A 22302-nucleotide genomic window follows, 5' to 3' on the forward strand; every position below is an offset into this window, starting at 1 on the left:
CAGTGCAAGCTCAGGCTACTCTAAAGAAAACATCAGGGAATGGGAAAGGCATGACGGCAGAATCATCGGAACTAGTACATTCCAGCCACCTTGATCGTGTAGCTCTGTATCTTGGTCCCGATCAGATCATCGCCCCGGCCCGACAGTTGCTTAGCGCCAGTGAATGGCAAGTGCTGCAATTTCGCCATATCGATGAAATTTCTGCGGCGCTGCGCAAACAGCAGCCCGCCGTAGGAATCCTGGTGTTTCAGGAGCCGGACACCAGCAAGTGGCAGAAGCAGGTATTACGGATCATTGCCCAAAATGACAGTGTCCGATGGCTGGCCCTGGTGGACAAGGAACTGCTTAGCCAACTCACCGTTCGCCAACTCATTGGTAGTGCGTTCTACGATTATCATACCACCCCCGTTGACCCTGAGCGCCTGCTGGTGATGTTGGGACATGCGGCAGGAATGGCCGAGATCTCTCGTGAGGCCCTGTTTACCAAAGATCCCGAGGCCGAATCCCCGCTTGCGGAAGAACAGATGGTGGGCGCCAGCAAGCAGATGCAAAAGGTCTATCAAGACATCCGCAAGGTCGCCGCAACCGATGCCCCGGTATTGATCACCGGCGAGAGCGGCACCGGCAAGGAGCTCTGTGCCCGCGCCATTCATGAGCGCTCCTTTCGCAAGGACGGCCCCTTCATCGCCGTCAATTGCGGTGCGTTACCCAGCAATTTGATTCAGTCCGAACTATTTGGCCACGAAAAAGGTGCCTTCACCGGTGCCACAGAAAGAAAAATCGGTCGCGTCGAGGCGGCCAACGGCGGAACCCTGTTCCTGGACGAAATTGGCGACTTACCCCTGGAATTGCAGGTCAATCTGCTCCGCTTCCTCCAGGAACAGACCATCCACCGCGTCGGCGGCAAGGAAGAAATTCGCGTGGACGTGCGCGTCCTGGCGGCTACCCACGTCAATCTGGAAGAGGCCATCAAAAGTGGGCAATTCCGGCAAGATCTCTTCTATCGTCTGAATGTCTTGCAAATCCACATGCCCCCCCTGCGGGCACGACAAGGAGATATCCCGTTGCTGGCCAATTACGTTTTTCATCGTTTCGCCGATGAGCGCGGGCAGCGCGTCAAGGGTTTCAGTGAAGATGCTCTGCAAATCATGAACGGCTATACCTGGCCAGGAAACATTCGCGAACTGATCAACCGCGTTCGCCGCGCCATGGTGATGTGCGACAAGATCCTCATTACTGCCGACGATCTCGGTCTGGAACGACGGCAGAATCAGCGTGCCCAGATCAGCCTACTGGAGGCCCGCGATGCGGCGGAGCGCGACGCTATCAAGGCCGCCATCGCCCAGAGTCTCGGCAGCATCACCCGTGCCGCAGAGCTGCTGCAGATTTCACGGGTTTCCTTATACCGATTGATGGACAAGCACGGCATCATTCCCCCAGGGCAGAAGGATCATTGACGAATCAATCCCGTGTTACATCCATAAACGATCGATCGATCAAGCAGTTACGCGTAGCATCTCCGCGCTGTTACAAACCCGGTACAAATACCCGATTCTTCTTTTTATTTCCATAATAACAATGAGTTGCATACCTTTCCGGAGAACCGGCGGCCTTCACCTGCCCCCCAATATGTAACAAGCACAATACAATCAAACGCAGCGTACAACTGCGAGATTTATCATTACTTACCTGTTTTTTATTGATAATTATATCCTGGCACGACGATTGCTTACTGGTAGGCAACACAACAGTTCGAGGATGTTGACCATGATCAGGAAAGCAGATTGCGCCAGAACCAGCAAAGCACGGTCCACGCTCCTCGCGGGTGCACTGCTCGCCCTGCTCAGCGGACCAGCATTTGCCAATGGCGCACCCAATCTTGGTCAGCCCGTGCAGGCGAAGGCGCTCGCCCAGGTCTGTGGCAAAGGAGAGCCCATCAATCTCCCGAAAATGCATTCTAGTTCCCCGGGCGTAGTGCTCTGGGATGAACTCCCTGGCAAGGGTGGGAAAGGGAACGATATTCAGATCGGTTCCCTCAACCTGCAAAACAACACCATGACGAGCGCGCGCTGAGGGGCAATGACCATGTCACGCATCCTGCTTACCGGAATATTTGGGATTGGCGCCCTGTTGGTACTGGAAACGGCTGTCGCCCTGCCCCTTCCCAACAGCGCACAAAGCATCATTTCCGATAATGCGATGGGCAATGTTCGCGGCACGATTCAGAACAATCTGGCCGCCGGCAACAACAATCTTCAGGCCAATATCGCCAACATCATCATGAACCCGAATGGTCAGGGCGTTGCAACCCCGTCGGCCCCCGTCGAGCAGCAGGCCAATGGCAAGCAGGCCAAGAATTTCGCCACGCAACAGGCAAAGATCCTCGGCAACGCCTTCCAGGGCGCGACGGGCCTGATCTCCATCAACCAGGCGGCCGGCGCCAGTAACGTCGAGGCCAATCGTATCGAGATTGTCATAGGCGCGGCCAAGCCGGTATCCAATCAGATACTTGCCCAGAGTTTACCCAGTGTCCAGAGAGGCACGAACAGCAGTACCCAAGGAGGAAGCAACAGTCAGGTCGCGGTCGCAGCCACTGCCTTCCACAACGCCGGCGGCATTGCCCAGGTCAATCAGACTTCCGGCTCCGGCAATGCCTCGGCAAACAGTTTCGCTCTCGGGGTGGCTCCCGGAGTGATGCAGTAACGTGTAGGTTCCGTAACACTTTTTTCCGTGTCACTAAAGGAGAATACCATGAATACCATCCGTAAAGTAAGCCCCATCGCCCTTGCCATCGCTGCGCTCTGTGCAGCTCCTCTGGCCTTCGCTAGCGCTGGCGTCAGCAACAGTCAGACCAGCGGGATGAACCATCAGGTCTCCTCATTGAACGCCACCGGGAATGCAGTTCTGAGTGGCAATGCCGGCGCAAATGCCGGTGGCAACATTGGCTTCAATATCGCCACCGGCTCCCAGAACCAACAGGCCAATGCCGGCAGCTTGGCTTCGAACACCAATATTGATGATAACGCGTCCTCCAATGCCAGCGTGAATGCCGGCCAAGCCGAGGTGCTGGACTACGCCTGGCAGGTCATGAATGGCGCCAATGCTGTAGATTTCATTGGTAATGCCCTGCAGGGCGCCTACGGTAATATCGGCGTGAACATGACCTCGGGCATCTTCAATCAGCAAGGCAACAACATGGCGGCTTCCCATGCCCAATATTCGGACTACGCCAACGCGTATATCGGTGCCAACCAGACTAGCTTCATGAACATGAGCTATAGCAGCGAGAACTATGGTGACGATGTTCGTGCCAGCAATGAGACAGGCCTGTACGGCAACGTCCTGCAGAGTGCCTCCGGTAACATTGGCGTCAACGAAGCAGCGGGTATCAGCAACCAGCAGAGCAACAGCTTGGCCATCGCCATGGCGGCTAACAAGGATAGCGAAGGCTATCCCATTGGCGCCACAGCCAATATCAACGCGACCCAGACGATGGCTTGGGATAGCGGCAACGTTCCTAGCGAAGACATGATGTATTTCGAGTCCTATGTGAACAATACTACCGGCCTGGGTACCAATGCTCTGGAAGGTGCAAATGGTAACATTGGCGCTAATATGGCCTCTGGCAACAGCAACCAGCAGAGCAACAATACTGCGCTGAGCGCCGGCAAGAACACCTATGCCCACCAGACGAGCACGGACTACGCGGATGCTACCGCGGGCGCGACGCAGTTTTCGGCGGGCAATGACACGATCGACACCAACGTTCAGGATAGCGCCACCGTCGATGGCAACGCTGGCGCAAACGCCTCTGGCAACATCGGCATCAATGTCGTGGCAGGTGCCCAGAACCAGCAGGAAAATGGCTTGGCCATTGCGAGCATGGCTTCACCCCAGGCCATGGCCAATGCCTCTGCCCCGGTAGAGCAGGTTGCCTACTACAATGGTGGCTCGGCCTCTTGCTCCATGTATAACAGCAACGTCAGTGGCAGCGCCCTTGCGGGAGCTTCGGGCAACATCGGTCTGAATGTGGCTAGTGGCAACGGGAACCAACAGGTCAATACCCTGGCCATCGCCAGCGCCAAGTAATCCACTTGGCTTTTGCCACCCCCCTTCTGGGGTGGCAACCTTCTGAATTCTTGACCCGGAGGCCTTATGCGTACGCCATCGATCTTGCGCAACTGGATGATCATCGGCAGCTTGGCGTCCGGGCTTTTTTGCAGTCCAGCTTCCTTTGCCGCACCCTTTGGGAACATCATTCCCGGAGCAGGTGTAGTGCACGTCCCCGTACGCAGCATGGTGGGCATGCATTTCATCCATGTCGTGCGTCAACATACGGACTTTTCCTGCGGCGCAGCCTCCCTGGCAACCATCCTGAAATATGGCTTCAATCGGGACGTGACAGAAGAATCTGTCATGAAAGGGCTGTTTACCGTCAGCAATCCGGCAGAGGTGGAAAAGGTCGGTTTTTCCATGCTCAACCTGAAAAACTATGTAGACAAAATTGGCCTGCAGGCACAAGGGTACGTTGTCACACCAGCCGAGCTGGAAAAGATCCATATCCCGGTAATCGTCCTGCTTGATCTAAAAGGATACAAACACTTCGTTGTGCTGGAGAAAACCACCGCCAACAAAGTCTATTTGGCCGATCCAGCGTTGGGAAATCGCATCATGGCGAAGGATATTTTTTTGAAAGATTGGAACAAGATTGTCTTTGCCGTATTTGGTAAAGGCTTCGATCCACATTCTGTGTTGTTGACTCCTCCGGAAGCCCCAAGCGCTTTACGCCTGCTCCATGGCGTTCTGCCCAAGGCCCCGCTGGATTCTGCACATTTTGGTTATGATAACGTAAACTATTTTTGACGGAGAATGGCCATGAAGATCAAGCATACCCTTCATTCGATCATCATCGGAACACTATTAGGATACACCGGCATTGCTGGGCAAGCGATCGCCGCTCCCTTGGGTCTCACTGCTCCGGTTGTACCAGATTCGGTCCTGGCAAAATTGGTCGGCAAGGGAGTGATTGGTGGTCGCATTGTCTATTTTGGCGTACAGATGCAGACCAATTGGACGGCACCAGGAGACAATGGCACGTTACAGGGAAATCTGAATATTGCCCTCAACAGTAGCAATAATGTCTTCGTGCCGACCATCACCTATTCGGTACAACATGATCGACTTCCGTCGACCAACGGCAATACTGGAGCAACTTTTGATGGCGCGGGTCTGGCAAACATCAAGGGGGTTTCCCAGGGAATTCAGATTGCCGGGCAAGGCAATGGGGTACAAAACGGGATGTCCTTGAATGTGGTGAAAGGTACGCCCAGCAGTTCCGGCGCCGGCAGTACCCCTACCCTGACGCCAGGAACAACCCAGCAGGGCGACATCACCATGACCGTACAGCCTGGACAATTATCCATGCTCATCAGCAATGGTGCGAATACCGTCCAACAGGGCATTGGCGCCAATGGTGCCTATCAGCTTGCCCAGATTGCCAGTAACGGGAATGTGATCAGCAATGAAATGCACATGACCCTTGGTATGGAACCCGGTAGCGTTCATAACATTTCCCAGCAACAGCTCCAGTCCGTACTGCAGAATGTTATGCCCCCGAACATGCCGTAACGCTTTTTCAGTGTACAGAATAAAAACATCAAAGGAATGGCCATGAAACCTACTACTAAAACTCATATCAGCCTCGGCCATGGCCAAGAAATGAGAGCCATACCATTAGCTTCTGGTGTGGCGACGTCTTTGCATCCCGGGGCTGCTGAGAAAGGCACAAGGGGCCCGCGTCATGGGCTATACTGGTTCCGGTATATCCCAGTATTTGCCAAATTTCTCCTGGCACAGACCGGCGCCATCCTGTGGGTGCTGTTCAGTTTTTGGATTGCCCTGCCGTGGATCCACAATTTGGACACTGTCATTGGCCCTATTCTTACTGTTTTGATTATCTTGGGTGTAGCGATACTTCCCGGCTATATTTCCGGCTTCGTTCTGTTCAGTACCCTGCTGGATCGCCGGCCAAAAATCGTCGAGATTACCGATTATCCTGCGGTGTCGGTCCTGATTGCCGCATACAATGAAGAATCCGCCATCACCGATACGTTGAAGTCCGTTTTTGGGCAACACTACCCCGGGGACTTGGAAGTCATCGTCATTGACGATGGTTCGAAGGACACAACAGTAGCGAAGGTAGAGGGCTTTGCAGATCCGGCGTTGCGACTCATTCGCCAACCCGTGAATGGTGGCAAGGCAAGCGCTTTGAATGCTGGGCTGCAGCAGGCCACCCATGACCTGATCATCACCATCGATGCCGACACCTATCTCTACCACAATGCCATTAAATTCATTGTCGGCCGTTATCTGAGCGACCCCAGCAATACGGCTGCGGTGGCCGGAGCCCTTGCTGTGCGCAATTCGCGGAAAAACTGGATCACGCGCTTGCAGGAATGGGATTATTTTCACGGAATTGCCATTGTCAAGCGGGTACAAAGCCTGTATCAGGGAACCCTGGTTGCCCACGGTGCCTTTTCTCTGTACGAGAAATCCGTTTTACTGGAACTCGGTGGCTGGGCGCCGGTCGTGGGAGAGGATATCGTACTTTCCTGGGGCATGCTGACAAAAGGCTATCGCATTGGCTACGCCGAAAACGCCGTGGTATTCACCAATGTGCCCGAGAGCTATCGCCAGTTGTTTCGCCAGAGAAGACGTTGGGCGCGGGGCATGTTCGAGGCGCTTCGTGTCCACCCTCGTATCCTGTTTCAGGCGCGCTTGACCCTGCAATTTGTGTTCATCAATCTTCTTTTTCCGTTTATCGACCTGAGCTACATGCTGTTTTTTGTACCCGGCATCATCGCTGCGTTCTTTGGTTTCCTATTGATCGCGGGGCCGATCACCCTCTTGCTCATCCCTCTGGCCGCCTTGAATAATATGGTGATTTATTCGGTGCAACGACGCATGTTCAAGGCAAGAGGGTTACGTATCCGCCGGAATTTGCGCGGCATGTTCCTTTACGTCTTTTTTTCCCAACTTCTCATGAGTCCTGCATCCATTGCCGGTTACGCATCTGAGGTCTTGCGCCTGAGCAAAAGCTGGGGCACCAAATGAAGAGCGGATCGCTGGCCCTGGCAGGGGGGCTCTGCGCGCTCGCCGTCAGTCAGCTCGCCCTCGCCGAGCACGACACTACGCCGGCGCGCGACATCCGCGCGGGACGTCTCGCGTTGCAGCAGAATCACCCGCAGGCTGCCCTAAATGCATTCAACTCTGCCCTGGAGGGGATCCAGATGGCGCCCGAACGATATTCCTCCGATCTTCTCGCTGCCCTCTCCGGAAAAGGCTATGCAGCGCTTTGGCTCGGAAACGATCATCAGGCCTATAGCGCTTACGCGCGCGCCCTTCCCTTGGCGCGAAAACCCAAAGATCGCAAGGTGGTCAGCACGGGCCTAGCCCGCGCCTTGATTGCCAATGGCAGGCCCATCGCGGCCTACAACCAGGTAAAGCCGTACCTGCAGGATGCACCCGCGGCGCTACAGAGCGCCATTGCCGCCAATCTCCTGAACTGGAACAATACCGCGGCACAAGATCTGGCGTCGGCGGCACCCACAGGGGTGTATGAAGGGCCCGACTGGCAGGCGCGTCTGTTTCGAATTACGCGCAATTATGTCGATTTTGCATTGCGTCCCAAGCTGCGCCTGGGATTTCACTACAGCAGCGACAGTGACAGCAACATCAATCAGGTCTACTCAGCGGACGCCCTATGGCCTGGACAATGGCTCAGCGCCGCCAAGCTCAATCCCACCTTCTGGCAGGCTGGCTTGCAGCAGACGCAGGTTTCCGACCCCACCGGCCAGGTAGGCCTCAGCGCCATTCGCGCGGGCTGGACGGCCGTACCAAACCGCAATTGGCAATACACGGTGCTGGGCGGACTGGGGACCAGTCGCAACTGGACCTACGCCACTGTTCACGCGCTTGCCCTCTATCAACCCAGTGACAGCTGGGGTCTGGACGCCAGCGCCGATCGCGAACCGATTCGCACCTATGCTGCGGTGCAAAATCACATCCTCGTCAACACCTTGAGTTTTGGTGGATTTGGGCGCTTGCGGGACATCGGCACCCTCAGCGCCACGTATTTTCACCAATCCTTTTCCGATAACAACCAACGGAACGGGTTGGTGATTCGCGCAACCCCGGAGTTTCTGAGTCTCGGTCGCTGGCCAATCAGCCTGGGGGTTCAGGGATACTATCGGCAGTATCACAGCAGTACCGTACCGTACAGCGGCTATTTCAATCCGCGGAACTATCGTGAGGCATTAGGCTACCTCATCTATGTGCAAAAGTTCTCGCCCTATTGGACGCTGCGCTTTTACTCCGGCTTCGGCTCCCAAACCATCGATGGCGCTACCTCTGGTGTCCAGGATTATTTTGGTACGTTAACCGGCCTGATCGCACCCTACTGCGCGATTTCCCTGACTGGCGGCTACAGCACGATTGCCAATGCTTACGGTGGTGGACCTGGGTACCATCGCAGTTATTTTGGTGGGGAGATTTCCATTCCCTTCTGATACTCGTGATGCGGACTGCGCTCCCGCGCAGCCGCAACCTGCCAATTCGCGTTAGAGGTTATAAGGAATGGTCGCCGTCAGTTGGAAATTCGGCGCGCTGGAAGTCAACCCAATCCCAAGATTCATGATGAGCGAACTCGTCGGAGTAAAGGCATAGGTCAGCCCCAGATTCGCCACCCCTACGTTTGCCCCGCTGCCAACGATAGGCGTCCACGCCCCGCCTTCCGTACGGATACTGGTTTGCTGCTGCAGTCGGTCGGCAAAGGAGGTGCTTACGCTCAGACGATCGTTGAGGGCATACGCGACGCCCATACTGAACTGAAAGGCGTTGCCCAAGCGAACCTGTCCCGGCTGGACAACCCCCTCCGTAGTACTGATGTCCGGGAAATTGTGCTGCAAGTTATAGTAGTAGTTGGCGCTACCGAAAAATATCGCCGGATCGGACGTGGACACAAAGGAAATCCCAGGGGTAATGGTCCAGACTCCATTACCCGTCGGTAGTTTGGTGGGCACCTGGAGATTGGTATTGTTGGGGTCCGGCTGATAGACCTTGATCCCATACGGGTTGATGCCTGAGGGCGTGGTCAGCAGGAGACTTGCCGTCAGGGTTGGCCAGTTTTTATCTTCCTGCAGCAGGTTGTAATAGGCACCAAAACTGATGTCTCCCAGGCGTGGGCCGCCGGAGGTCACGGTGGCCTCGCCATACTGGTTGCTAGCATAGTTTACCCCGCCAATCTCGTAGGTACTTTGCCGATAGACCATGGGGACATTCAGCACGAGCTGCAAGCGCCGCCCTAAGGGCACATAGGCGGATTCCGTAAAGGTGAAGATGCTCGACTTGACCTTGCTGACGTTGATATTACCGAGAAAGATAGCGCCCAGGGCGAGAAAGCCATTCAAGTTGATGGTGTTCTGGTCCGAGTAGGCGTAAGACATACTCGATTGCAGCGTAATATGGTCATAAAAAAAATCGGTATTCTGTTGCAGGATCGCCTTCTTGCTGGCCGATTCCGGAGGCGCCTTGAGGTTCTGTTGCGCCGTATCCTGCGCCATGGCGAAACTTGAACTGCCCAGGAGGGAGAACAACAAGGTTGTTGCCAGGACCGACTGTATGCGCCGTTTCATTTTTTCACTCCGTCATGTATCTTTCCGCGTGCGAGCGTAGCACAAGACAAGCCTAAGCTCCTACACCCTCGCCTTTGCATTTCTTCCGGAAAGCCCTATACTTAGGTCAGCCAGTTCGGCTGTTTTTTTTGATTTGGGGTGTAACATGGCGGTTGGTACGGTAAAGTGGTTCAACGACAGCAAGGGGTTTGGTTTCATTACGCCGGAAGATGGCAAGGAAGATGTGTTCGTGCATCACTCCGCCATTGAGGGCAGCGGCTTCAAGACCCTGGCAGAAGGCGAGCGCGTCAATTTTGAAGTGACTCGTGGTCCCAAGGGTCTGCAGGCCGAAAAGGTCCGTCGGGCGTAATTCGTCCGCGCAGGGTGGCGCAAGCCACCCTCCCCCTTGCGGGGAAGACACTAACCGGCCCGAAGTTTTGAGCCGGTATTTTTATGTCCGTCGTTCGCGCTTGCGCGTACTCTGCCGCATCGGGCGCTGCTCTTCACCGGTTGCCGCTTTCCGTTTCACTGTGGGCCGAGCGGGTCTTGCCTGCTGACCCGATTCCCCCGACGATAGCGGGCGAAGTTGCAGAGGACGGCCACAGACCCAGGTCTTTTTCAGATGCTCCAAAACGGAGCTGTGCAAATCGGCGGGCAACTCTACCATACTGTAATCACTTGCGATCTGCACCTTACGAATCAAACGGCTAGGCAGACCAGACTCATTGGCGATCGCGCCCACGATGTTTTTCACCTGCGCGCCATGCTCCTCACCAACGTCCAGGCGGTACATTCGCATCGCTGCAGGGGTATCTGCCGCCGGGGAATAGCCCGCCGGCGCTCGATCCCGTTTTTTCCCCTCACTGTCGCTACGCCGCTCACGCCGTTGTCGCGCCATGGGGCTCGCAGCGGCGCTATCCAGTGCTGACGAGGGTCGCGTTTCCGGCGCCGGCAATAAGGGTTTGTCCTTCTGAACCAGAAAAGCCAGGGCAGCGGCGATCTCGCCCAGCCCGATGTCATGCTCTTCCTGATACTCCGCAATCAAAGACTCAAAGGGTGCCAGATCTTCGCCTTCGATGACTGCCAGCAGCTGTTCCTTGAACTGAGCAACGCGGCGATCCGCCACATCGGCCAGACTCGGCAAATGCATGGGCTCGATGCTCTGCCCGGTGGCACGCTCGATGGCCTTGAGCAGGTAGCGTTCGCGCGGCGCCACAAAGAGGATCGCCTCCCCCTTGCGCCCCGCTCGTCCGGTGCGCCCAATGCGATGCACATAGGCCTCAGTGTCGTTGGGAATATCATAATTGATGACATGGGTTATCCGCTCAACGTCGAGACCACGGGCGGCAACATCGGTGGCAATGACAATATCGAGAGTACCCGATTTCAGGCGCTCAACGGTCTGTTCGCGCAACGCCTGACTCATGTCACCGTTGAGGGCACCGCAGGCATATCCGCGCGCCTCCAAACGCTCTGCCAGCTCAACCGTAGCCGTCTTGGTGCGCACAAAAATGATCCAGGCGTTGCTGTCCTCAACCTCCAGAATACGGGTCAGGGCATCGAGCTTGTGCGTGCCGCTTACCTGCCAATAGCGCTGGCGAATCGCGGAAACCGTCTTGGTAGCACTCTTGATTTTGATTTCCACCGGCTCGCGCAAATAGGTGCGCGCAATGCGGTGGATGGCTTCGGGCATGGTCGCGGAAAACAGGGCCACCTGCCGTTTCTCGGGCGTATGCTGCAGGATGTCTTCCACGGCATCGATGAAACCCATGCGCAACATCTCGTCGGCCTCGTCGAGGACCACCGCCTGGAGGCGATCGAGCTGCAGGGTACGGCGCCGCAAATGGTCCTGGATCCGTCCTGGGGTCCCCACCACCACCTGCACGCCACGCGCCAACTGCTTCAGTTGCAGACCCATCGACTGCCCGCCGTAGATAGGCAAGACATGAAAGCCCGGCAGGAATTTGGCATAACTCTGCATGGCCTCGGCCACCTGAATCGCGAGTTCGCGCGTCGGTGCCAGGACCAAAATCTGCGGAAAGCGCTGACTGCAATCCACCCGGCTCAGCAATGGCAGCGCAAAGGCGGCGGTCTTGCCCGTACCCGTTTGGGCGAGACCAATCACGTCCTGGCCCGCCAGCAAGGGGGGGATACTCTGGGCCTGGATGGGCGATGGCTGCTCGTAGCCAATCTCCGCTACCGCCCGCTGTAGCGGCTCAGCGAGCGCAAAATCGCCAAAACGCAGTACCTGTTCCTGTCCCATTCCTATCCCCTCCGCGAGCGAGTGCGCACTATACGCTAATTCTCGCGCCCATGCATGACTCAATCGTCCTGCAACAGCAACTGCAAAGCCGCAGCAATACCAGCATCCGCCCCCGGTCCGTAGGGCGTGACGCCGGGCGTGAAACGGTCACAAAAGGCATAGGCAAAGGCCACATCCTGCAGACCCAGGCTGCCAAACAGGCGGTTCTCCCAGGACTGATCGTCAGCGTGGGGGACCAGGCTCGGCCAGGATGCTGCGCTGACGGGTTCAAGAATGGGTCCAAAAAATATGACGCCAGGCTTGTTGCGCAGGCGCAGGGCGCAAGAGCCTGCCGTGCGGCCAGACATGGGCAGAAAGTCGATGGTGCGGGTCAGCCGCAATTTGCTGTCCAGGGCCACATCGAGATCCATGCCAAGGGCTTTGCCTTCGATGGGTTGTGCCACCAGGCGCAGCCCTTTCTCCCGCCACTGCGCCAGGTCCTGGGCGCCGAAGCGACTCGGCAGAAAGAGGATGATTGGTGGTGCCAGCTCCGCCAGTTGCTGCCAAGTGTCCTCATCATAACGGGGGGCATTGATCAGAATGCCGCCCGCATCCTTGTCAGCAATGTAGAAGACGGCTGGCGTCGCATCACCGCCTTCTACATAGTGAATGCTGCGGTCAAAGAAATGACAAAGCTCCTGCATATTACCCCCGTGCGTTAGCGTTTCACCTTGGCGTAAAAATCGGATGCGCGCAAGGACTAGGCGCTTGCCCATCGGGCCATTATCCTAGCACTTTCTCTTCCCCGAGATCCCGACCATGGATATCGTCCAGCTTCTTCTCGCCCTCGTACTGATCCTTGTCGCGGCCGAGCTATTCACCAATTCTCTGGAGCATCTGGGCGATCGGCTGGGGCTATCGGAAGGTGTCACCGGTTCGATATTTGCCGCGGTGGGAACCGCCCTGCCCGAAACCATGGTTCCTTTGGTCGCCGTCTTTGCATCAAGCAGCCTGGCGAGCCCGAAGGTCGGAGAGGAGGTTGGCGTTGGCGCAATACTGGGGGCGCCGATGATGCTCTCCACCCTCACCCTGTTTCTGATGTCGATATTTGCCGCGGCGCAGCGCGGCTGGCGGGGCACATTGCTGCCTGAACGAACGGGACTGCGTCGCGACCTGTCCTGGTTCCTTGCCGCCTTTTCGCTGGCCACGCTCGCCTTGTTCATTCCCCATCAGGAAGCCGTCATTCGCAGCTCCATCGCTGTTCTCCTGGTGCTGTTCTATTTTTTCTACCTTCTGCTCACCATTCGCGCCTCTGCGGCACTCGTCGCCGACGGCCACGCCACGGAGGCGGAGGCAGCGCTCTACCTTTCTCGCCTAGGCCTGCCGACCATGCTGCTCACCATTTTCCTACAACTCGGCCTGGGTCTGGCGGGCATCATTTTTGGCGCCGAGCTGTTTGTGCATGGTGTAGAACATCTTTCCGCCTGGTTAGGGGTTTCTGCCCTGATTCTGTCGCTGCTGATCGTGCCCGTGGCAACGGAGCTGCCAGAGAAAATCAATAGCATCCTCTGGATCCGGCGCAAGAAAGACACCCTGGCCTTTGGCAACATCACCGGCGCCCTGGTCTTTCAGGGCTCCCTCCTGCCCGCCATCGGCGTTTCCCTGACCCCTTGGACCCCCAGCCCACCGGTCCTGCTCGGTGCCGTTTTGACCCTGATCGCGGGCAGCTACACGTTACTGCTGGTCTGGCGCGGCGTGCAGTTGCGTCCAATTTATTTTTTGCTCAATGGCCTCCTCTACGCCACCTACTTTGCCGTTCTCAGCTAGGCCCAAGGGGCACGAGCTGCTACCATTCCCTTGCTGCCTCAGTAGCTCAGTGGATAGAGCAACCGCCTCCTAAGCGGTAGGTCGACCGTTCGATTCGGTTCTGGGGCACCATCTCCACCTCAGAGTGCCGCGCCTGAGCGTCCCCACATAGCTTGTACTATCCTATAGTCGTATCCAAATATAGCTTTGCGGGTCTCAGCGTCAGCTCATATCGCGGGGAGGTGAATGGTGTTGCAAGAACACAACGCAAAAGATTGGGAGCAGATGGATCCTGCTGCCATTTTTCAGGCCCTGGAGAGTAGCGAGCAGGGGCTGAGCGCTGCGGAAGTGCAGCGGCGCCTGCAACACTATGGCAGCAATGCCCTACAGGAAAAGGAAACCCCCCTGTGGCGTCGCCTCCTCTCCTATTTCTGGGGACCGATCCCGTGGATGATCGAGGCGGCCGCCGTGCTCTCCGCCATCAATGGCGATTGGAAGAGCTTTTTCGTCATCTTCGCCATGCTGCTAGTCAATGGCGGCATTGGCTTTTGGGAGGAAAAAGGCGCCGCCGATGCCCTAAAGGCACTGAAAAATCAATTGGCCTTGAAGGCCCGTGCCCTACGCGACGGGCAGTGGCAGGAGATCGACGCTACGACCTTAGTGCCTGGCGACGTGATCCGCATACGCCTGGGCGACGTGCTCCCTGCGGACGTGAAGCTCTTCTCTGGGGACTATCTCTCTGTCGACCAGTCGGCGCTCACGGGCGAGTCTCTGCCGGTCAATAAGAAGGTCGGGGCCGTGGCCTACTCCGGTACCATCGCCAAGCAAGGGGAGATGCTGGCGCTGGTCTACGCCACCGGCAGTCAGACCTTTTTTGGTCACACGGCAAGCCTGGTGCAGAAGGCAGCGCCCGTCTCCCATTTCCAGAAGGCGGTCCTCGGTATTGGCAATTTTCTGATCGTCCTCGCCCTGGTGCTGTCGACCATACTGATCATCGTCGAACTCGTACGCGGCCTGTCTTTCCTTCAGTTGCTTGCCTTTGTCCTGGTGGTGGTGGTGGCCTCTATTCCCGTCGCCATGCCTGCGGTACTCTCGGTCACCATGGCCTTGGGTGCCCTGGCCCTGTCGCGGATGAAGGCGATCGTCTCGCGCCTGACCTCCATCGAGGAAATGGCGGGGGTGGATATTCTCTGCTCCGACAAAACCGGCACCCTCACCCAGAACAAGATCACCCTGGGCGATAGCGTGCGTTTTCACGCCCAGGACGACCAGGAATTGATCGTCGCAGCGGCCCTCGCCTCGCGCGAGGAGGACGCCGACGCCATTGATCTCGCCGTACTGGCGGGGCTACAGGATCGCGCGCAGCAGTTGCAAGGCTTACAGCAGAGCAAATTCATCCCCTTCGATCCTGTCTCCAAACGCACCGAGGGACAAATCCAGGCCAGCGATGGCAAACATTTTCGGACCTCCAAGGGTGCTCCCCAGGTCCTCATGGACATGGCCAAGCTCAGCGGGGATGAGCGCGCCAAGGCAGAAAAGACGGTGGAGGATTTTGCCGCCAAGGGCTTCCGTACCTTGGGGGTGGCGCGTTCCGATGACGACGGGGCGAGCTGGCAGTTTCTCGGCATCCTCTCCCTCTTCGATCCACCGCGGGTGGACTCCAAGGACACCATCATCGAGGCCCAGAATCACGGCATCGAAGTGAAGATGGTTACCGGCGATCATCAGGCCATCGCCAGTGAAATCGCCGGACAACTGAATCTGGGCACCCACATCCTGACCGTCGACGAGCGCTTGTCCAAATATGCCGAAACAGGCCAGCTCGCTGACGGGTTGGGCGCGGAAATCGAACGGTCCGATGGCTTCGCCCAGGTCTTTCCCGAACATAAGTACGCCATCGTCAAAATCCTGCAAGAGCGGGGCCATATCGTTGCCATGACCGGCGATGGGGTCAATGACGCCCCGGCCCTCAAGCAGGCAGATGTGGGTATCGCCGTTTCCGGTGCCACCGACGCGGCCCGAGCGGCGGCGGCGCTGATCCTGACGGCACCGGGCCTGAATGTGATCGTCCAGGCGGTAGAGGAAGCGCGACGGATCTTCGAGCGGATGATGAGTTACACCGTCTACCGCATTGCCATGACCCTCGACATCCTGTTCTTTGTCGTGCTCACCATGCTGAGCTTCAATTCCTATCCGTTGACGGCGATCATGGTGGTGCTGCTGTCCCTGCTCGATGACATTCCCATCATGAGCATCGCCTGGGATCGCACGGCGGTGCAGAAAAGCCCAGTACACTGGGAGATGGGACGGGTCCTGAGCCTGGCCTCGATGATGGGCCTGCTGGCCTTGGGCGGAACATTGGCGCTGTATCTGATTAGCCGCTTTGCCTTCGATTTGCCCTTGGCACAATTGCAGACGGTAATGTTTTTGCAACTCATCGCCGGCGGGCACCTCATGCTCTTTCTGACCCGTACTCGAGGGCCATTTTGGAAGCCTCCCTATCCCGCACCCATTCTGCTGATGGCGATTTTGGGAACGCAAATCGTCGGCATCGCCATTGTCGCCTTCGGCTGGCTGATGCCGGCGATTTCCTGGACCATCATCGGCTTGGTCTGGGCCTACAATATCCTGTGGATGCTGGGCGCTGATCTGGCCAAACTGGCCATCCATCGCTTGATGGACCGGCAGGCCCAACACCAACTGCGTTTCCTCAACACCCTCAACCAGTCCTTGCATCCCGCCATGAACGTCCTGGAGGCCGACGGAGCCGCCATGCGGCGCGAACTCCAAAGCCTGCTGCACCGCAAACAGGAGAACCCTCATGAGTGAATTGACTACGGATGTGCTGATCGTTGGCGGTGGCCCCGCTGGCATGATGTGTGGCATCACGGCGGCGCAATTTTCGCCCCACAAGCAGGTGCTGGTAGTACGACCCGAGAGTGATGCCGTAATCCCTTGTGGCATCCCTTATATCTTTGGGACCCTGGGCGGTACGGACGAGGACATGGCCGGGCGGGCCCCCCTCCTGGCGGCTGGGGGAAAGTTACAGATCGGTCGGGTCCAGGACGTCGATCGACAAGCACGCGTCGCTACCCTGGAAACTGGCGATCGCATTCATTGGGAACGCTTGGTCCTTGCCACCGGCGCCGACAACTTCATTCCCCCCATTCCCGGACTGGATCTGGAAGGCGTCTTCAGCATCCACAAGGACTACAGCTATCTGGACGAGCTCTTCACCACCCTGATCCCCAAGGTGCAAACCCTGGCCATCATCGGCGGAGGGTTTATTGGGGTCGAATTTGCCGATGAGATCCGCAAACGGGGTATTACGGTGCATATCATCGAGATGCTGCCGCATTTGATGCAAGCGGCCTTTGATCTCTATGCCTGCGAGGCCGTGGAGAAGCAACTGAAAAAGCACGGAGTACAGATCCACACCGGCTGCAAGGTGGAGGACGTCGTCGCCGACAGCAGCGGCAAACGGGCGGCTGCGGTGCAGATTGCCGGACAGACAGCTCTACCCGTCGACGCGGTCCTTGTCGCCATCGGCACCCGCCCGCGCACCCAACTGGCGCAAGCCATGGGCCTGACTCTGAGTCGTTCGGATGGGGTGTGGGTAGACGCCTTTCAGCGTAGCCGCGAAGACCCGGCCATCTTCGCCGTCGGCGACTGTGCCCACAAGCAGGATTTTTTCACCCGCAAGGCCAACCATGCCCTGATTGCCTCCCAGGCGGCGGCCGAGGGCCGGATTGCCGGAATGAACCTCTATGGTTTGCGTGAGTTGCGTTTCAATGCCGGCTCGGTGAGTGTCTATGCCAGCGAGATCGATGGGCTGGCCTTTGGCGTTGCCGGCATGACCGAACACCAAGCAGAGCAGGAAGGTTTCCCGATCCTGGTCGGCGAGGCGCGCCTGCCGGACCATCATCCTGCCGCTATGCCCAATACCACCGAAATCTACTGCCGCGTCATCTTTGCCCGGGATTCCCTGCAACTGCTGGGCGGGCAAATTCTGGGTGGGCCCACAACGGGAGAGTTGATCAACACCATTGGCCTGGCAGTGCAGATGCGTGCCACTGCGCCAGACCTGGCGAGCATGCAATTTGGCAGTCAGCCCCGTCTGACGCCCTCGCTACATCCCCTCGTCGCCGCTACGGGGGACGCCCTGCACCAGCATTATCAGAGCCTGCATCCCTGCGTGGAGGCTCCGGCCTTGGCGTGAAGGGGAGCGGCCTGGCGCAACAAGTCCAGGCCGTGCAGCAATTGCCGCCTGGGGGTCCCATAATTCAGACGGACAAAACCGGAACCACCGCTGCCGAAGGAAGGACCCCAATTCAACCCTAGGCCAGCGTCCAAAATTCGAGCTTCCAGTTCTGCATCGGTCAGGCCCCAAGTGTGCAAATCCAGCCAGGCCAGGTAGCCAAAATCCGGAATGCGAAATCCCAGATCCGGCAGATGATCTTTCAGGTACGACTGTAGAAACTGGGCATTGCTGGCCAGGTAGTTCTGCAGCGCCTGCAGCCACACGGCTCCCTCCTGCCAAGCAGCGGTCATGGCCGCCTTGGCAAAGGTGTGGGTCCCCAAATTGCCGCTACGCCGCAGCTCTGTAACCAAGGTCTGCTTGCGGGCAGCGCCACGCAGCCACACGACGCCCCCCCCCAGACCGGCGATATTGAAACTCTTGCTGGCCGCAGCCAATACCACGGCCTCGCTATCCAGTTGCCCCAGGGGGGTATGGGGATGATTGGGCTGCGCGAGGTCCGCATGAATTTCATCACTGACAATTTGTACGCCATGCTGGGCGCAGAGAGAGATCAACTGTTGCAACTCGTCCCGCGTCCACACGCGTCCGACGGGATTGTGAGGTGAACAAAGGAACAACATGCGCGCATGCGGCAACTGGGTCTCCAGCGCCGCAAAATCCATCGAGTAGCGTCCAGTCGCATCTAGTCGCAATGGCACCGAGATCAGATTCCGTCCTTGTGCCTCGACCGCCGCAAAAAATGGTGGATAGATGGGCGGCATGATGATGACCCCATCGTCCGGCCGAGAAAACGCCCGTACTGCGGCGTAGAGTACAGGAACGACCCCCTGCACGAGAATGACCTCCTCCGGATGGACCTCCCAGGAATAGCGCCCACGCCACCAGCCGCACGCCGCCTCCTGTACCATTTCATCATGATCCGGGTAACCCAGGACGGGCTCACCCAAGCGCCGCTCCAGTGCCCGCATAACGCAAGGCGCGGCGGGGAAGTCCATGTCGGCCACCCACATAGGGAACACTGCCTTACCAAATTTGTGTTCTGCCCCCGCCCATTTCACGCTATCCGTATGCCGACGATCGACAAGGGCATCGAAATCGAACACCGCATCCAGCATGGTTTTTCCCCGGCAATGGATTCAAGACGTCGCGTTTGCGGACCAACTGGGATGAACATTCCCGTGGACCCCAAAGCGATAGGCGTGAGCGTACCATCCCAAGGCAAAGAGGGCGAGATTTTGGTTGTAATAATGTATGGGCGGATGGCCATACAGGCCAGTATCCGGATCTTTCTCTAGTTCCAGACGATGCAGCTGTATGGAAAGAGATTTTTGCATTTGAAAGCGTGCCAAAAAAGGAATGAGAGCAGCCGAAAAACCGCTCGGTCCGATACCCTCCGACTCCCCGGTCATGACATTTACTTTTAACGGCGGGAGATCATTGGACTGCATATACAGCGCCATGCCCCACAACGCATCGAGCACCGTTTTTGCTCCGGGCGTCTGCGGATTTGTCATCCCCGCCCAGAGATAGACGCGGATGGCATTATAACTTCCATACACCCCCTGCGGCGCAGAAAAAAATCCTCGACTGGGATCGTAGGCAACCCAACCGGGTGAGAAGCCATGCGGAGCGGTTTTTTGTAGGATGCTCGGCAGATTCTTGAGCATCGTCGCCCACGGACCATCGGGCAGGCTTTGCGCCAAGGCGGCCAGCAAGAATGGCGGTAGGTAACTCGGATTAATGATCAATGTCGAGCCAAAATGAAAATATTTTTCCCCTGGAATCAACATTGGTCCGACACCTTCCATGGGCAGGATCTCTTTCTGCGCAATGCGCTGTGCCAAGGCCTGCCCTAACTGCGTGTAAGTCGGTTTATTCCATAAACGACCTGCCTCGACGAGGTCATAGGCAATCCAGAGATCTGAATCGGCCGCATGATTGTGGCTCAATATTCCCCATTTCCCGTCTTTATCCTTGCCCCAGCGCCAAGCTGGTAAATTCTTTGCCAAATCACCATCGGCAAGATTACTCTGCGTCCACGCCAGTATCTTTGCAAAAACCTTTGGTTCATTCGCAACCAAAGCAAAGAACAACGCATAGGATTGACCCTCCGATGTGGTGATACCACCTTCGTACCAATCAATAACTCGTCCCTGCTGGTCCACGAAACCTCGCTGGTAGTCCGCCCAGAACTGGCGCCAATCATTCACGGTATTGGCCTGGGCGCAAGGTACGAACCATAGCAGGGCAAGTCCGAAACAGATCAGCGATCGCCACACGGAATACCCTCTGCGGGCCCGGTACATCGATAGCATTATGGATTCAAGCGCCACATATTCCCCAGAAGAGCAGCCGGCGACAGCGTTCTCTGCATCTGACCAGAAAACACGTAACGAATTCCCACTCCGATGTTTGTTTGTGCAAACGCCGGGTTAGCCTGATAGGCGGCACTGCCATCAAAATACCAGTGCTGCCCGAGTTTCTGCGTAAGTTCCAAATCGACGCTGCCGGAAATATTGCTATTCTCTGCTGCGGCAAATTCGGCGATGGGCTGATTTATCTCGCCCGTCGAGAGGATATTGGGCAGCTGAGACACGGGGATCACTGATGCCGCCGCAGTACGCGCCCACTGGTAGCCGACCGATGCCGCGAGAGACAACGATCCCCCTTGCCACCAGTGGCTAACTACCGCAGCAAGTTGTGGCTGCAACAACCATTGCGGGCTGTAGTAATCGCCATATCCCGGACTGCCAAAATTTTCATTGCGTGCATACCCTTCAGCGTACAACGCCGGGCCCAGCGCCGACCACCAACCGTCATTCACAAAGATCGGCTTCATCGCCGACAGATAACTGGTCCAGCCATAGTTGTTGCGAATGTTACGCCCCGTAATCGCGTTGAGATGAAGCGTGGCAAGATAATTCCACGACATCGTCTTGGGACCGGCAAGGTAGCCTGCGAACCCCAACTGATTGCGCATGGCCGCGCCCCACTGATAAGGCAAGACCAGTGCATTTTTTCCTGGCTGGTCTAGCGTCAACAATCCCTTGGTACCGTTATAGGAAATCCAACTCTGCCGTACCGCATCGCGTAGCGCCTCCACCGTCCAATAGGAACCCTTGGTACTGGTGTTACGGCGATACTGCAAGAGGGCCTGTGGTGAACCGCCACCGAGGCTGCTCGGCGACGTCCAGCCCAACGCCGCACGCCATTCCTGCCCCGGCAATCGGTCATCTACACCAAGCAAAATACTGGGAGCCCGCCAGGTGGAAAGACCATTGGATGGCGCAAACTGGAGAGTTTGCGTTGACCCCAGAAAGGTCGTCGACTGCACGGAACCAATATTGGAATTCAGCAAATCACTATGCAATTGCGCAAAGGCAGACCAATGCCAGTTCAACCCCCACTGCGCCCAGATACCGGGCGCAAGCGCTTGCAGACGACTGCTACCTGCACCCAGCCCCCCACGTTGTAGCCAGCTCGTTCCCAGCAAGAGAAAACTGGCTCGCGTCGGTGGCAAGATTACCCGTCCTTTTGCACTCAAACCCCACGGAATTTCGTCGATGTGGTCCACATTGGCGGCCATGGTCTGCATGGGCAAGAATGTCGATAGGGCCCCAGGGACCTGTTGCGCCAACTGATATGCCGTAGCGAGGGAATGGCTATTATAGTCCGTGAGGGCCACCCCAGACGCATTGCTGGAACTCGGATCGTGGCGATACAAGACGTGAAAAATTTTCCCCGCATGGGAATATTCGTGCAAGTGGATCAGAGACCATGCCGCAATGCTTTGCATGCCCGCCGACAGAGGCTGCTTTTCCTGAATAGCGTGGAGATAATGCAGCGTCTGCCGATACTTTCCTTGCCGATAGGCGGCCAGTGCGCGCTGCTGAAAATACCAGACAAACACCGATCGTCCAGCAGCTGAATCCGGCGAAAGATGGGCCAGGGCCTGTCCTGCCTGCTCCGTGGAGCCCGTAGCAACGGCCAAGGTCGCGGCCGTCTGCCAATCCTTCTGTTTTCCCGACCACTGGGCGGCGAGAAACCACCAGTGCAACGCCGCATGGCTACGGTCCAGCGCGCCGAGGATGCTGGCGATCAGCCGCGCGTTGCTGGCATGCTCGCCCCGCTCAATGGTCGCAAGATGCGGCTGGAGCAGCAGCCAAGCGCGCTGATTCTGTCCCTTCCCATGCAAGCGCGCAGCAACACCCAGTAGGTAATCAAGATGCCATTGCTCCAATTGCGGCGCTGCATCCGGATATTTTTCCCTAGCGGTCTGATAGAGGAGGTTCACCACATTTTCCGGGAGTACATCGCTCGCG

Annotated in this window: 18 protein-coding genes and 1 tRNA gene; 13 read left to right on the plus strand and 6 right to left on the minus strand. The window is 57.2% G+C overall.

Translation table 11 applies throughout. The features are described 5' to 3' along the window. Positions 1-50: 50 nt before the first annotated feature. From M5D89_RS00915 to M5D89_RS00950, 8 genes are all read left to right on the plus strand, one after another. On the plus strand, positions 51-1457 hold the full coding sequence (locus tag M5D89_RS00915; protein ID WP_248883861.1) for a sigma-54 dependent transcriptional regulator: 1407 nt from the start codon (positions 51-53) through the stop codon (positions 1455-1457). A 310-nt stretch (positions 1458-1767) separates the two neighbouring features. After that, positions 1768-2073, plus strand: coding sequence for a hypothetical protein (locus M5D89_RS00920; RefSeq protein WP_248883862.1), 306 nt, complete (start codon positions 1768-1770; stop codon positions 2071-2073). A 12-nt stretch (positions 2074-2085) separates the two neighbouring features. Continuing rightward, on the plus strand, positions 2086-2703 hold the full coding sequence (locus M5D89_RS00925; RefSeq protein ID WP_248883863.1) for a hypothetical protein: 618 nt from the start codon (positions 2086-2088) through the stop codon (positions 2701-2703). A 48-nt stretch (positions 2704-2751) separates the two neighbouring features. Then, positions 2752-4089, plus strand: a complete 1338-nt coding sequence (locus tag M5D89_RS00930; RefSeq protein ID WP_248883864.1) for a hypothetical protein — start codon at positions 2752-2754, stop codon at positions 4087-4089. Positions 4090-4305: 216 nt separating this feature from the next. Then, complete coding sequence (locus tag M5D89_RS00935; RefSeq protein WP_248883865.1) at positions 4306-4863, plus strand: C39 family peptidase; 558 nt, start codon at positions 4306-4308, stop codon at positions 4861-4863. A gap of 12 nt (positions 4864-4875) precedes the next feature. Continuing rightward, a complete protein-coding gene (locus M5D89_RS00940) occupies positions 4876-5628 on the plus strand; it encodes a hypothetical protein (RefSeq protein ID WP_248883866.1) in 753 nt (250 codons plus the stop codon). A gap of 42 nt (positions 5629-5670) precedes the next feature. After that, the gene (locus M5D89_RS00945; RefSeq protein ID WP_248883867.1) at positions 5671-7113 is read left to right on the plus strand and encodes a glycosyltransferase family 2 protein; all 1443 of its coding nucleotides are present in this window, start codon (positions 5671-5673) and stop codon (positions 7111-7113) included. Continuing rightward, positions 7110-8567, plus strand: coding sequence for a tetratricopeptide repeat protein (locus tag M5D89_RS00950; protein ID WP_248883868.1), 1458 nt, complete (start codon positions 7110-7112; stop codon positions 8565-8567). Before M5D89_RS00945 ends, M5D89_RS00950 begins: the two co-directional genes overlap by 4 nt. A 51-nt stretch (positions 8568-8618) precedes the next feature. Here M5D89_RS00950 and M5D89_RS00955 read toward each other — a convergent pair whose 3' ends face one another. Then, positions 8619-9692, minus strand: coding sequence for a transporter (locus M5D89_RS00955; protein WP_248883869.1), 1074 nt, complete (start codon positions 9690-9692; stop codon positions 8619-8621). Between the two features lie 145 nt (positions 9693-9837). Here M5D89_RS00955 and M5D89_RS00960 point away from each other — a divergent pair, with 145 nt between their 5' ends. Next, a complete protein-coding gene (locus M5D89_RS00960) occupies positions 9838-10041 on the plus strand; it encodes a cold-shock protein (protein WP_163098445.1) in 204 nt (67 codons plus the stop codon). Between the two features lie 81 nt (positions 10042-10122). Here the strand turns inward: M5D89_RS00960 and M5D89_RS00965 are convergent, their stop codons facing one another. Together M5D89_RS00965 and M5D89_RS00970 are read right to left on the minus strand one after the other, a co-directional pair. Beyond that, on the minus strand, positions 10123-11934 hold the full coding sequence (locus M5D89_RS00965; protein ID WP_248883870.1) for a DEAD/DEAH box helicase: 1812 nt from the start codon (positions 11932-11934) through the stop codon (positions 10123-10125). 59 nt (positions 11935-11993) lie between these two features. Then, positions 11994-12689 carry a hypothetical protein gene (locus M5D89_RS00970; protein WP_248883871.1) on the minus strand — a complete coding sequence of 232 codons (696 nt, stop codon included), beginning with the start codon at positions 12687-12689 and terminating at the stop codon, positions 11994-11996. Positions 12690-12732: 43 nt separating this feature from the next. Here M5D89_RS00970 and M5D89_RS00975 point away from each other — a divergent pair, with 43 nt between their 5' ends. The 4 genes from M5D89_RS00975 (at position 12733) to M5D89_RS00990 (ending at position 17938) form a co-directional block, all read left to right on the plus strand. Beyond that, entirely contained in the window at positions 12733-13740 is a 1008-nt protein-coding gene (locus M5D89_RS00975; protein WP_248883872.1) for a sodium:calcium antiporter, read from the plus strand. A gap of 35 nt (positions 13741-13775) precedes the next feature. After that, a tRNA-Arg gene (locus M5D89_RS00980) sits at positions 13776-13851 on the plus strand. Between the two features lie 114 nt (positions 13852-13965). After that, positions 13966-16548, plus strand: coding sequence for a plasma-membrane proton-efflux P-type ATPase (locus M5D89_RS00985; RefSeq protein ID WP_248883873.1), 2583 nt, complete (start codon positions 13966-13968; stop codon positions 16546-16548). Next, complete coding sequence (locus M5D89_RS00990; RefSeq protein ID WP_248883874.1) at positions 16541-17938, plus strand: NAD(P)/FAD-dependent oxidoreductase; 1398 nt, start codon at positions 16541-16543, stop codon at positions 17936-17938. Before M5D89_RS00985 ends, M5D89_RS00990 begins: the two co-directional genes overlap by 8 nt. Here the strand turns inward: M5D89_RS00990 and M5D89_RS00995 are convergent. Genes M5D89_RS00995 through M5D89_RS14315 form a run of 3 tightly spaced genes read right to left on the minus strand, consistent with a single transcriptional unit; the run spans position 17896 to position 22274 of the window. Further along, positions 17896-19095, minus strand: coding sequence for a MalY/PatB family protein (locus tag M5D89_RS00995; protein WP_248883875.1), 1200 nt, complete (start codon positions 19093-19095; stop codon positions 17896-17898). The two genes, M5D89_RS00990 and M5D89_RS00995, sit on opposite strands and share 43 nt — an antisense overlap. 21 nt (positions 19096-19116) lie before the next feature. Beyond that, positions 19117-20295: a cellulose synthase complex periplasmic endoglucanase BcsZ gene (gene bcsZ, locus M5D89_RS01000; RefSeq protein ID WP_346347694.1), complete on the minus strand. Its 1179-nt coding sequence runs from the start codon at positions 20293-20295 to the stop codon at positions 19117-19119. Continuing rightward, positions 20295-22274 (minus strand): cellulose synthase subunit BcsC-related outer membrane protein, encoded by a 1980-nt coding sequence (locus tag M5D89_RS14315; protein ID WP_248883877.1) that lies wholly within the window; start codon positions 22272-22274, stop codon positions 20295-20297. Before M5D89_RS14315 ends, bcsZ begins: the two co-directional genes overlap by 1 nt. Positions 22275-22302 lie beyond the last annotated feature (28 nt).

It is taken from the genome of Acidithiobacillus acidisediminis (genome assembly GCF_023277115.1).
Classification (GTDB): domain Bacteria; phylum Pseudomonadota; class Gammaproteobacteria; order Acidithiobacillales; family Acidithiobacillaceae; genus Igneacidithiobacillus; species Igneacidithiobacillus acidisediminis.